Raw genomic sequence first — 11,904 nt, 5'->3', positions numbered from 1 at the left:
CCGACCGGGCCGGTCAACTCGACCGCCTCAGGTGCGCGACCGCCAGCGGTAGCGCACCTGAGGGCGGCCGGTGTTGCCATACTCGGTGATTCGTTCCACTGTGCCGTCGTCGGCCAACCGCTCCAGATACCGCCACGCGGTGACCCGCGAACTACCCAGCGCGGCAGCGGCTTCGGACGCGGTCAAACCGGACTCGCTGTCCCGGACCGCACGCCCGATCGCGTCGAAGGTGCCCGGAGCGGCGCCCTTGGCCGCAGTCGCCCGTACATCTGCGGTGCGCAATGCGGCCACCGCTCGGTCGACCTCCCGCTGGCTGACTGCATCTCCGCCGGCCCCCAACGCCTCGCGGTAGTCGAGGTACTGCTGCACTTTCGCACGGAACGCCGCGAAGGTGAACGGTTTGAGCAGATACAGGAGGACGCCGCGCGCCATCGCACTGCGCACCGTCGCAAGGTCACGCGCAGCGGTGATCGCGATGATGTCGGGATCGGGCCGGATTCCCGACAACGCCGACGCCAGATCGACTCCTTGTGCATCGGGCAAGCCCAGGTCCAACAGCACCAGTTGCACCGGATCGCCGTCGTCGGCGGCCGACCGCGCCGACCGCAGGGCCTCCTGAGCGGTCGGGACGGTTGCCACGACCTCGAATCCGCCCATGCGGCTGAGATATTCGCGGTGAGCGTCGGCGATCAGTGGTTCGTCCTCAACGATGAGCACCCGGATCATTCCAACCTCCTGTTCGCCCGCTCGTCGGCTTCGCCGATCGTCACCTCGACCACCGAGCCGTAGGTGTTCTGCGCCGTCAGCGACCCACCGTGCCGAGCCACGACCTGTGCCACCAACGCCAGCCCCAGACCCCGGCCGGCCGCGTCGCCGCCGGCCTTGGTCGAGTATCCCCGCGCCCGCGCGGTCCGGAACAGTTGCGGGTCCATACCCGGCCCGCTGTCTGCGACCACCACACGCAACGACGACGCATCGCCGAGTACCGTCACCTCCACCCACGGATCGTCCGGGTCCACGGCGTCGAGGGCGTTGTCGATCAGGTTGCCGACCACGGTGATCATCTCGGCGACAGTGAGCAACTGCGTTGCATCGTCGTGCAATTGGGAATCCTCGGTCAGCGCCAGCGAGATCGCGCGCTCGGATGCCTGCGCGGTCTTACCCAGCAGCAGGGCGGCCAGGGCCGGTTCGCCGACTGCGTCGGTCATCTCGTCGACGAGTCGTTGGGACAGCTGCAGTTCCGACGTCGCCAGATGCGCCGCCTCGTCGGCGCGGCCCATCTCGATCATCGCCACGATGGTGTGCAGCCGATTCGCAGTCTCGTGCGCCTGTGATCGCAGGGCTTCGGCGAAGCGCGTCATCGAGTCCAGTTCGCCGAGAGCCTCCGACAGTTCGGTCCGGTCGCGCACGGTCACCACCGACGAGCCACGCCCGCCAGGGACCGCTGAGCGGCTGACCACGAGCGTCCGGCCTCCCTGTACATACGAGACGTCGACCATCGGCGAAACGGCCCCATCGAGGAACGCCGGCCGATCGGACATCGCGGTCAGGTCCCCGCCCGGTCCGTCGGCTAGATTGAGCAGCCGCCGCGCCTCGTCATTGACCAGCACCAGCCGTCCGCCCTCGGTCACCACCAGCCCCTCCCTCATCGCGTGCAGCACGGCGTCGTGGTGTTCGTACATCACACGCAGTTCGTCGGGTGCCAGCCCGCCGGTCTGACGCAGCAACCGACGTCGGATCAGCCACAGTCCCACCCCTGCGGTCATCAAGGCGCTCAGCGCGATCGAGATGATCAAAGGCAGCTGCGCCCGCCACCCCGCCGACAGCGACTGCTGGGTGATTCCCGCCGCGACCAGCCCGACGATGTTCGCCGAAGCGTCTCGGACCGGCGCGATCGTCCGGATCGAAGGCCCCAGGGTGCCCGTATAGGTTTCGGTGAAAACATCGCCGCGCAGTGCCTCGGCACGCGTGCCCAGGTACGTGCCGCCGATCATTCGCGGGTCGGTGTGGGTATAGCGGGTGCCGTCGGGCGCCATGATCGTGATGAACGCGACGCCGGTCGCGGCGCGGACCTGTTCGGCGACAGGCTGCAGTACGGCTGCCGGGTCATCGGAGTTCAACGCCGCGGCTGTCGACGGTGCGTCGGCGAGGCTCACCGCCACCGCTGTCACTTCCTGCCGCGCGGCGCGATCCCCGTCGATCCGCGCGTCGACGGCGGCCAGCACACTACCCGCGGCCACGATCACCGCGACCAGCGCCAACAGCCACGCCACAGCCTGGCCGGCGAGCGTGCGGGGTATCAGGCGTCTCACTGGCAGTCCTCCGGCCGAACACGGCATCGCTGAACGTAATGAACTCAATCGTGACCCAGGTCACGAGTCGTGGAAACAATCTCTACACCACACTCCCCACGCGCTCGTCCGCGCACGACGAAAGGAACAGCCGATGAACCTCCGCACGCGGTCGGGTCCGGCGCCCGAGGATCAGCCGAACACCGCTGACCTTCCGGTGATCCCGAAGAAGCGAGATCGCACCCACTGGCTCTATATCGCGGTGATCGCCGCCGTCGTTGCGGGAGTGATCGTCGGAATGGTGTGGCCCGAGGTGGGCCAAGATCTCGGCGTGCTGGGGACAATGTTCGTCAGCTTGATCAAGATGATGATCGCACCGGTCATCTTCTGCACGATCGTCCTCGGCATCGGTTCGGTGCGCAAAGCGGCAACTGTCGGCAAAGTCGGCGGCCTGGCCTTCGTCTACTTCCTCGCGATGTCGACGATCGCTCTTGCCATCGGGCTCGGGGTCGGCAACCTGATCCAGCCAGGCGAAGGCCTCGACATCACCGCGGCGGCCGGCGTGGGTGCCGAACAGGCGGCAAAGGCGCATGAGTCGGGGGGCACGATGACCTTCATCGAAGGCATCATCCCCACCTCGATGCTGTCCTCGCTCACCGAGGGTAACGTGTTGCAGGCGCTGTTCGTGGCACTGTTGGTGGGCTTCGCCATCCAAGCCATGGGGCGCACCGGCGAACCCATCCTCACGGCGGTCTCCTACTTCCAGAAGCTGGTGTTCAAGGTGCTGTCGATGATCCTGTGGATCGCGCCGGTCGGTGCCTTCGGGGCAATTGCCAACGTCGTCGGCCAGACCGGCTGGGCGGCAGTCCAACAGCTGCTGATCCTGATGTTGGCGTTCTACCTGACGTGCGTGGTGTTCGTATTCGGCGTGCTCGGCGTCATGTTGCGGACCGTAGCCGGGGTGTCCATCTTCCGTCTCGTCCGCTACCTGGCCCGCGAATATCTGTTGATCTTCGCGACCTCGTCGTCGGAGTCGGCGCTGCCGCGGCTCATCGCGAAGATGGAGCACCTGGGCGTCGAGAAGACCACGGTCGGGGTCGTGGTACCCACCGGCTACTCATTCAACCTCGACGGTACGGCGATCTACCTGACCATGGCGTCGATCTTCATCGCCGATGCCATGGGCGCTCCGCTGTCACTGAGCGAACAGATCGGTCTGCTGGCGTTCATGATCATCGCTTCGAAGGGCGCGGCCGGGGTCAGCGGCGCGGGACTGGCCACCCTCGCCGGCGGCCTGCAGGCGCACCGACCGGAGATGCTCGACGGTGTGGGACTCATCGTCGGCATCGACCGGTTCATGTCCGAGGCACGCGCGGTGACCAACTTCTCCGGCAACGCAGTGGGCACACTCCTCGTCGGCTCCTGGACGTCGACGATTGATCGAGTGCGGGTCGAGGACGTCCTGAGCGGGCGCGCGCCGTTCAATGAAGCCGACATGGTCGATGACGAGCCGGCCCACGAGCCCGCCCCACGCACCCCCACCCTCGCTACGCACTGACGAGTTCGGCCGCAGTTTCCGGTTCCGGCTTGGACCCGAAACTGCGGCCAGAGCCTGCAGGTGCGGCCAGCACCGTCTCATAGCAACGGCGGCCCGCTCACCGAGGTGAGCGGGCCGCCGTTGACGGGATGGGTCAGGAGGCCGCGGCTGCGGTGGACATCACGCGCAGCGCTGCGATCAGACCGTCGATCAGGTCTCCCTGTCGGAAGCTGGTGACCGCCGCGGTCACACCCAGCTGGGCGACGCGGTCGTTGACGCGGTCGGCAACGTCGACGCCCGACACGACTACCACATCATGGCTGTTGGGCGAGACCGCGATCAAGGCTCCGTTGGCCGGTTCCGGCGCGCGCAGCAGGACGGCCCGGGCGTCGGCAACCGCGTCGGTGCCCAGCTCGCCGATGAACACCGAGAACCGCACGTAGGCCTTCTCGCTCGCCGCCTTCAGGGCCTCGTCTAGCCCGATGAGTTCCTCGCGGGTGAACGGCGGCGTCGTGGGAGCCTGTCCCGGGTATCGGGTGCCCGATACCCGTCCGCCGTTGGTGACGACCGTGCCGATCGGCAGCGCACTCGCCGCTGCCGAGGCGACGGCGACGTCACCATGCTGTCCGGATACCACCTCACCACTTGCCACTGGCCGAACCTCCGTCCGCGTCGGTCGCTTCTGCATGATGCGCCAACGTCATCGGCTCGATGTCGGTGGCACTGAACAGCAGCGGCTCGTGCTCCCACTGCTGGTCGAGGGTGTAGTTCTGCACCTTCGGATACTTCACGTCGTTCGGGACGGCCATCGCGACGACGCAGCCGATCACGAACAGAACACAGATGACCGTGACGGGCACTCCGATGGCGACGATCAGGTTGTCCATGCCACCCTTTCGATCAGTTGATGCTGAGGGCTGTTGCCGGTGCCTGCAGCCACTGCGGCGCAGGTCGTGTGATCAATCTAGCCCACCAGGTGACGCCGCGGGCATCGACCCCTACAGCGCGTCGTAGATGGGTGAGCCGATCAGGCGGCGCCGGCGTCGATGTACTGCGTCCACACCGGGTCGATGTCCTTGATCGTGGCGAGCAGCCGCCAGTGACGTCCCTTCGGGGCCGATGGCGTCGTGCGCAGCTTCCAGCCCAATTCGCTGAGCAAATGGTCGGCCTTGCGGTGGTTGCAGCTCGCACAACAGGCCACACAGTTGTCCCACGAATGTGCTCCACCTCGGCTGCGCGGCACCACGTGGTCGATGGTCGTCGCCTTGGCTGCGCAGTAGCCGCACCGGAACCGGTCCCGATGCATCAGTGCGGCGCGGGTCATCGGGATGACGGCCCGGTAGGGAACCTTGACGAACGAGCGCAGCCGGATCACCGAGGGCACCGGCACCGACAGGTCGGCCGAATGGACCAGCAGGCCGTTGTCGTCGGCGTGCACCACGTCGGCACGTTCCCGGAGCACCAGCACGATCGCCCGACGCAAGGAGACCGCCGTGAGCGGCTCGTAGGTGGCATTGAGCAGCAGCACACGGCGCCGACCCCACAGCGATGCGCCCGCCGAGGACGAGGCGATCGGCGAGCCCACCTGCGTAAGGGAATCCAGATCGCGACCGCCTGGCACAGTCGCGAGAGCGCGGACACGCGGCCGGGCGCCTTCTACCGAGGTCACCGACGTTGCGTTCCTGGACTTCATACGCGTCTCCCACCTGAACACCGACGAGGTCAAGTTGACCACGGAACAGACCCGTTTGCACGACAATTCTGCGTGTCCATGCAGGTCGGCAACGTGAACAACCGATGACGCACCTCCCCGACCCGAATCGGTGTTGATGAGTGCGCGGGTGGTCAGGACAATGGGGATCGTGAGCAGTCAGGTCCCCGGTGGCATCCAGCCCAGCACCCCCGCGACGCAGCGCACCTTCTATGAGGAGGTGGGAGGCGCGGAGACGTTCCGAAAGCTCACCGCCAGGTTCTACGAAGAGGTCGCCGCCGACGAGGTGTTGCGGCCGCTCTACCCCGAGGAGGACCTCGGTCCCGCCGAACGACGCCTGCGCATGTTCCTCGAGCAGTACTGGGGTGGCCCGCGCACCTACTCCGACGAGCGCGGGCACCCGCGCCTGCGTATGCGTCACCACCCGTTCCGGGTCGGGCCGATCGAGCGGGATGCGTGGTTGCGTTGTATGCACATCGCAATCGCGTCGATCGATGCCGAGACACTCGACGACGCGCACCGGCGGGCGCTGGTCGATTACATGGAGATGGCGGCGAATTCCATGATGAACTCGCCTGTGTGACACGCCGGATGCGGGCACGACGCGCCGACGCCACCTGGGGGACTCACCGAAAACACAGGTAAGGCACAATGACGACGGTGAGCGACGAGACATCGAAGGATGGCCCCGCCGCACCGGAATCAGACGGTGCGGACCAGGCATCGCAGGGCGAGACCGACGCCGCCGCCGCGACTCCGACAGATCCCGAAGCCCCGGACCCCGAGCTTTCGGATTCCGATGGCCCCGATCTCGATGCCTCCGATCTCGACTCCTCCGCAGCAGCAGACGAGACCGCAGCAGATGAGATAACCGCTGATGCCGCCGAAGTCGACGACGACACTGCGGGACCGAACGAGGCGGCAGACGACACCGCAGCGGCCGAATCCGAAGCTGCGGAGACCGGCCATGCCACCGTGGAGTCGAGCGCGGTGGCCGACACCGACGAGCCACCAACAGACGAGGACCACACCGACTCGACCGTCGGCGCGGCGGAGTCAGACGGCGTCGACGACGCCGCGACCGACGACGAGCCTGTGTCCCTGGACACCGAAGCTCCCGAGGCGCCGGACACCGAAGCCGTTGTCGCGCCACCCGCGTCCGCGGCCACGCAGCTCGATCCCGCCGACACGACCTGGTGGAAGTCGGCGATCTTCTACCAGATCTACCCGCGGTCGTTCTCAGATCTGAACGGCGACGGCGTCGGCGATCTCGCCGGCGTCATCGACAAACTCGGCTACCTCGAACTTCTCGGCATCGATGCGATCTGGCTGAGTCCCATCATGCGCTCCCCCATGGCCGACCACGGCTACGACGTGTCCGATCCCCGAGACATCGATCCGCTCTTCGGCGACATCGCGCTCTTCGACGAGTTGATCACCGAAGCGCACGACCGCGACATCCGCGTGACGATGGACCTCGTCCCCAATCACACCAGCGATCAGCACGAGTGGTTTGTCGAGGCGTTGGCCGCCGAGCGCGGCAGCGCTGCCCGCGCCCGCTACATCTTCCGCGATGGGCGGGGAGACGACGGCGAGGAACCACCGAACAATTGGCACAGCGTGTTCGGCGGTCCGGCCTGGACCCGGGTGCCAGATCCCGACGGCAGTCCGGGCCAGTGGTACCTGCACATCTTCGCCGCCGAGCAGCCTGACCTGAACTGGGAGAACCCGGAAGTCTTCGCCGACCTGGAGAAGACGTTGCGGTTCTGGCTGGATCGGGGCGTGGACGGATTCCGCATCGACGTCGCCCACGGCATGGCCAAGCCCGCCGATCTGCCGGACATGGATGTCGAGTCGGCCGGCCTGCTGCAGAATTCCGACGACGACCCGCGCTTCAACAACTATGCGGTACACGACATCCACCGCAAGATCCGGACCGTTCTCGACGACTACCCCGGTGCGGCCAATGTCGGCGAGATCTGGGTGGACGACAACGAGCGTTTCGCCGAGTATCTACGACCGGACGAGCTGCATCTGGGATTCAACTTCCGTCTCGCCAAGGCGACGTTCGATCCGACCTCGATCCGCGATGCGATCGAGAACTCGCTGGAATCGGTGCTGTCGGTGGACGGAACACCCACCTGGACCCTGTCCAATCACGATGTGGACCGCGAGGTCACCCGCTACGGACGGCTCTCCCCCGTCGGCTCCGACACCGATCCCGACGGTGCGAGCGACACAGACTCGCCCACGGTGGATGTCGATCTGGGCATCCTCCGCGCGCGGGCGATGCTGCTGGTGGAACTGGCACTGCCGGGCACGGTGTTCATCTACAACGGGGCCGAGTTGGGATTGCCGAACGCCGACCTGCCCGACGACGCGCTGCAGGACCCGGTGTGGGAGCGGTCCGGACACACCGAACGGGGCCGCGACGCATGTCGGGTTCCGTTGCCGTGGGAGGGCTTCGAGCCGCCCTATGGCTTCAGCAGCAACCCGGACACCTGGCTGCCGATCCCCGACTCGTGGACGCGATTCACCGTCGAAGCGCAGTTGGAGGACGTCGGCTCGACCCTGTCGCTGTACCGGCAGGCCATCGAGATGCGGTATCAGCGACCGGAATTCGACGGCGACACGGTCGAATGGTATGGCGCACCCGAGGGTTGTCTGGCCTTCCGGCGTTCGGTGGGTCACCTGGTGTGTGCACTCAACACCTCCGACGTGCCGGTCGGGCTGCCCCCGGGCGAGGTCCTGTTGACCAGCTACCCGCTCATCGACGGGCAGCTGGCCCCGAACTCGGCGGCCTGGCTGGTCTGAATCGACGCCTCACCGGGGCGTCATGGACAGACGTTCGCGACGCTGGAAGACCGACCCGTATCGCGCATCGATCCGAATCCATGCGCCCGACAGGCGAATTCGTACTGGTTCAGCTGGATCGATGAGCTCGATCGGTGACGTCTCGGTCACCTCGCGGCCCTCGGCGTCCCGGACGAAGCCCATTGCGGTCAGCGCGAACAGCGAGCGCATCGAGACCGCGGCGCGACCCTCGGTGCCCGACCCGGAGACCTCGAGGACGTCCTGGTCCAGCAGACCGGTGGCCGGCCCGTGGGCGCTGCCTTCGTTGCGGGCCAGATGCGCACCACCGCGCGACAACTCGACGACGGTTCGGGCGGGGACATCGTCGAGTTGGGCGAACCCGCCGGCCGCCGGCAACGACCCACGCCACGCGCTCTCCATCCCGAAACCGGGGTCTATATGCTCGCCGGGCGCGGCAGTGGTCAGCGAGTCACGCAGAGCCGCTGCGTCGCAGACGAGGTCGTCGGGTCGTTGCCGACCGAACACCGATCTGCCCGCGAGTACGTCGAAACCCGTGGTGACCCAGAGACCGATCAGCCCGTCTGGCCGGGCGGCGATCCGAACCACGGCGGCGTCGTCGAGCCGCAGCGCGCGCCCCAGAAACGCAATGGCGTCGGCCCGGTCGTCGGCGCCGGTGAGCGTGATGTGACGCTCGTGGTCCGTCATCGGTTCGCCTGCTGATCACGTCGGAACGACGCCAAGTAGTCCTTCTCCGGTGCGGTCAGGCGACGCAGTCGTTGTGCATCGACGTCGAAGGCGACCAATTGGGTGGTGGCGGTGACCGCGGGCTTGGCGCCGGGCGGATCGGTAGCGCGGCGGACTTCGTAGCCGACGGTGAAGTCGACGGCCCGCAGTTGCTCGACGAACATCGTGACCACGATCGGCCCCTCGTCGTGGCGCACCTGCTCGCGGTAGCGAACATGCAGATCGGACACGACACATCCGTGGCGAAGGGCCGCGGTCGGCCGCTCGTCGTAAAACAACCACGGGATGCGCGCCTCCTCGATCAGCGTCACCATCCGTGCGTGGTTGATGTGTGCGAAGACATCCATGTCCGACCAGCGGACGGGCACCCGCACCACGTAGCCGGCCTCGGTTGTGGTTCCTTCGTCTTCGTAGCGCACTCGACTCCTCCCTGACGGTGATCCGACCGCGTTCCGACGACCTCGACAGTCCCTGGTCGGTTGCGTCCCAACCCTACGCACCCGGCATCCTCGCCCCCGACAGCGCTCGTGCGAGGTCCCAGCGAGAGCGTTCAGACCGGGGCGATCTCCACGGGCAGCCCGTTCAGGGTCACCGTCCCCGACAACGGGTCCATCCGACTGCCGTCGTTGAGTTGGTTCACGTTGGCCCCGGGTGCGGCGGCGGCCACCGACAAACGGGTACCGGCGAGGTCGTGGCCCCAGCCGTGCGGCAGGGACACGACTCCCGGCAGGATGTCGGCGCTCAGTTCCACGGGCACCGTCACTTCGCCGCCCGGGCCGCGGACGACGGCGATGTCGTCGAGGCCGAGCCGGTTCGCGTCGTCGGGATGTACGTGCAGGGTGCAGCGATTGCTGCCGCCGGACAGCGCGGTCAGGTTGTGCATCCAGCTGTTGTTGGATCGCAGGTTGCGGCGGCCGATCAGCACCAGTCCCTGCGGCGAGCGGTCGAGCGCGGTGCGCAGCCGTTCGACATCGGCGACGAGGTCGTCGGCGGCGAGCTCGACGGTCCCCGATTCGGTGCGCAACACCCCGGGTAGTCGCGGGCGCATCGGGCCCAGGTCGATCCCGTGCGGCGCGGCCAGCACGTCGGCGAGGGTGATGCCATCGTCGCGGGCACCGAACGCGTCCCCGTAGGCACCCAGCCGCAACATCATGTCCAAGCGGCGTTCGTGGCCGGGAGCGTCCGGCAGCATGGCGACCAACTCGGCGACGTCACGGCCCGCGACCGGTGAGTGCGGATCGGTCACCTCTTTGCCGAGGGTGGCCGCGATGACCTGCTCGTCGATCATCGCCGGATCGGCGTCGGTCGATGCGCCGCTGAACCCGAGGATCAGCCGGCACAGGATCTCCGATTCCCCTGGCCGGCCGTCGTCGGTAGGCAAGACCGGCGGTGAGTACCGCGCGGTCGCATGCACCGCGAGGTTGTTCAGAAGGAAGTCGAAGTGCGGGCTGCGTGAGGGCGGTGGCGGCGGGAGGATCACGTCGGCGTGCCGAGTGGTCTCGTTGAGGTAGGGGTCGACACACACAACCAGGTCGGCGGCCTCGAGTGCTCGCGACAGCCGATCACCGTCCGGCGCAGACAACACCGGGTTGCCGCCGATGGTGATCAGTGCTCGGATGCGACCGTCCCCCGGTGAGTCGAGTTCTTCGGCCAACGCCGCCGCGGGCAGTTCGCCGGCGACCTCGGGATGGCCCGACACCCGGCTGCGCCAACGCCCCGTCCGGAACGGGCGTCCCGGTCTGGGCGGGCGGGGGGCCGGGGCGGTAGGCGGGGTCGGGAACATCACGCCTCCCGGCCGGTCGAGGTTGCCGGTGAGAATGTTGACGGCGTCGATGAGCCAACTGGTGATGGTGCCGAACTCGACGGTGGTGGTGCCCATCCGCCCGTAGACGGCCGCCGAGGGAGCCGCGGCGATCCCGCGCGCAAGATCGCGGATCTCGGTCGCCGACACGCCGCAGTGGTCGGCGACCCGTTCCGGAGCGAAGTCACGCGCCTGCTCACCGAGCGTCTCCACACCGCTGACGTACTGGGCGATCCCGCCGAGGTCGGCGGCGACGAGGTCCTCGTCGAACAGTGTGTGCACCACCGCGAACAGGAGCGCGGCGTCGGTGCCCGGCCGCGGCGCGATGTGGGTGTCGGCGAGTTTCGCCGTGCGGGTCCGCGCCGGGTCGATCACCGTCAGGTGCCCACCGCGTTTGCGCAGGGCGGTCAGTTTCCCGGGGAAATCGGCTGCGGTGGTGACACTTCCGTTGGAGACCACGGGATTGGCGCCGATGATGACGAGGTGATCGGTGCGGTCGAGATCGGGCACACAGAACGCGAACGGATTGCCGAACAGATATCCCAGCGCGATCTGTTTGGGCATCTGATCGAGCGTGCTGGCACTGAAGATATTGGTGGTGCCCAACGTGCGCGCCAACATCGGCGCGTGCAATGCGCCGGCGACGGTGTGCGCGGTGGGGTTGCCCAGATACACACCCACCGCCGTCGCACCGTGGGCAGCGCGGATCGTGCCGACCCGGTCCACGACGGCCTGCAGGGCCTGCGCCCAGTCCGTCTCGACGAGTGCGCCGTCGCGGCGGATGAGTGGCCGGCTGAGACGGTCGGCGTCGTTGTCGAGTTCCGGCAGACTGGCGCCCTTCGGGCAGATGTAGCCGTGGCTGAACACATCGTCGGCGTCACCTCGCGCCGAGCGCAGTCGGCCGTCGTCGTCGACGGTCACCGTGAGGCCACAGGTTGCCTCACACAACGGACAGATTCTCAGCGCGGTCCGACCCATGCCTCACGATAAACCGCCCGGCGGGTCG

At 67.5% G+C, this 11,904-nt stretch carries 11 protein-coding genes; 3 read left to right on the top strand and 8 right to left on the bottom strand.

Features of this window, described 5'->3' with window-relative positions:
• Positions 1 to 27: 27 nt before the first annotated feature.
• Together VX037_RS15885 and VX037_RS15880 are read right to left on the bottom strand one after the other, a co-directional pair.
• Positions 28 to 726: a response regulator gene (locus tag VX037_RS15885; protein ID WP_328714909.1), complete on the bottom strand. Its 699-nt coding sequence runs from the start codon at positions 724 to 726 to the stop codon at positions 28 to 30.
• Positions 723 to 2,312 (bottom strand): sensor histidine kinase, encoded by a 1,590-nt coding sequence (locus VX037_RS15880; RefSeq protein WP_442903686.1) that lies wholly within the window; start codon positions 2,310 to 2,312, stop codon positions 723 to 725. The genes VX037_RS15885 and VX037_RS15880 overlap by 4 nt, the downstream gene beginning before the upstream one ends.
• A gap of 133 nt (positions 2,313 to 2,445) precedes the next feature.
• Here VX037_RS15880 and VX037_RS15875 point away from each other — a divergent pair, with 133 nt between their 5' ends.
• A complete protein-coding gene (locus VX037_RS15875; protein ID WP_328714905.1) occupies positions 2,446 to 3,849 on the top strand; it encodes a cation:dicarboxylate symporter family transporter in 1,404 nt (467 codons plus the stop codon).
• A 133-nt stretch (positions 3,850 to 3,982) separates the two neighbouring features.
• On the opposite strand, the gene VX037_RS15870 is transcribed toward VX037_RS15875, so the two are convergent.
• The 3 genes from VX037_RS15870 to VX037_RS15860 form a co-directional block, all read right to left on the bottom strand.
• On the bottom strand, positions 3,983 to 4,480 hold the full coding sequence (locus tag VX037_RS15870) for a DUF5130 family protein (RefSeq protein ID WP_266061264.1): 498 nt from the start codon (positions 4,478 to 4,480) through the stop codon (positions 3,983 to 3,985).
• Positions 4,467 to 4,715, bottom strand: coding sequence for an aa3-type cytochrome oxidase subunit CtaJ (gene ctaJ / locus VX037_RS15865; RefSeq protein WP_235722334.1), 249 nt, complete (start codon positions 4,713 to 4,715; stop codon positions 4,467 to 4,469). Before ctaJ ends, VX037_RS15870 begins: the two co-directional genes overlap by 14 nt.
• A gap of 140 nt (positions 4,716 to 4,855) precedes the next feature.
• Positions 4,856 to 5,521, bottom strand: a complete 666-nt coding sequence (locus VX037_RS15860) for an HNH endonuclease (RefSeq protein ID WP_442903685.1) — start codon at positions 5,519 to 5,521, stop codon at positions 4,856 to 4,858.
• Between the two features lie 160 nt (positions 5,522 to 5,681).
• On the opposite strand from VX037_RS15860, the gene VX037_RS15855 reads away from it, so the two are divergent.
• The gene (locus tag VX037_RS15855; RefSeq protein WP_266061262.1) at positions 5,682 to 6,122 is read left to right on the top strand and encodes a globin; all 441 of its coding nucleotides are present in this window, start codon (positions 5,682 to 5,684) and stop codon (positions 6,120 to 6,122) included.
• Between the two features lie 512 nt (positions 6,123 to 6,634).
• Positions 6,635 to 8,353 carry a glycoside hydrolase family 13 protein gene (locus tag VX037_RS15850; protein ID WP_442903688.1) on the top strand — a complete coding sequence of 573 codons (1,719 nt, stop codon included), beginning with the start codon at positions 6,635 to 6,637 and terminating at the stop codon, positions 8,351 to 8,353.
• Between the two features lie 9 nt (positions 8,354 to 8,362).
• Here the strand turns inward: VX037_RS15850 and VX037_RS15845 are convergent, their stop codons facing one another.
• The 3 genes from VX037_RS15845 to VX037_RS15835 form a co-directional block, all read right to left on the bottom strand.
• A complete protein-coding gene (locus VX037_RS15845) occupies positions 8,363 to 9,058 on the bottom strand; it encodes a hypothetical protein (protein ID WP_328714900.1) in 696 nt (231 codons plus the stop codon).
• A complete protein-coding gene (locus VX037_RS15840) occupies positions 9,055 to 9,516 on the bottom strand; it encodes an acyl-CoA thioesterase (RefSeq protein ID WP_235722339.1) in 462 nt (153 codons plus the stop codon). Before VX037_RS15840 ends, VX037_RS15845 begins: the two co-directional genes overlap by 4 nt.
• A 131-nt stretch (positions 9,517 to 9,647) precedes the next feature.
• Complete coding sequence (locus VX037_RS15835) at positions 9,648 to 11,876, bottom strand: molybdopterin-dependent oxidoreductase (protein ID WP_328714899.1); 2,229 nt, start codon at positions 11,874 to 11,876, stop codon at positions 9,648 to 9,650.
• Positions 11,877 to 11,904 lie beyond the last annotated feature (28 nt).

It is taken from the genome of Gordonia sp. Z-3, assembly GCF_036233855.1.
Lineage (GTDB): Bacteria > Actinomycetota > Actinomycetes > Mycobacteriales > Mycobacteriaceae > Gordonia > Gordonia tangerina.
This window is presented reverse-complemented; position numbering and strand designations above follow the sequence as displayed.

What these genes read in the sequence shown, in the direction of transcription:
- ctaJ (WP_235722334.1), bottom strand. Translation starts at nt 4,715, where the DNA reads ATGGACAACCTGATCGTCGCCATCGGAGTGCCCGTCACGGTCATCTGT.
- VX037_RS15875 (WP_328714905.1), top strand. Translation starts at nt 2,446, where the DNA reads ATGAACCTCCGCACGCGGTCGGGTCCGGCGCCCGAGGATCAGCCGAAC.
- VX037_RS15845 (WP_328714900.1), bottom strand. Translation starts at nt 9,058, where the DNA reads ATGACGGACCACGAGCGTCACATCACGCTCACCGGCGCCGACGACCGG.
- VX037_RS15855 (WP_266061262.1), top strand. Translation starts at nt 5,682, where the DNA reads ATGGGGATCGTGAGCAGTCAGGTCCCCGGTGGCATCCAGCCCAGCACC.
- VX037_RS15835 (WP_328714899.1), bottom strand. Translation starts at nt 11,876, where the DNA reads ATGGGTCGGACCGCGCTGAGAATCTGTCCGTTGTGTGAGGCAACCTGT.
- VX037_RS15860 (WP_442903685.1), bottom strand. Translation starts at nt 5,521, where the DNA reads ATGAAGTCCAGGAACGCAACGTCGGTGACCTCGGTAGAAGGCGCCCGG.
- VX037_RS15885 (WP_328714909.1), bottom strand. Translation starts at nt 726, where the DNA reads ATGATCCGGGTGCTCATCGTTGAGGACGAACCACTGATCGCCGACGCT.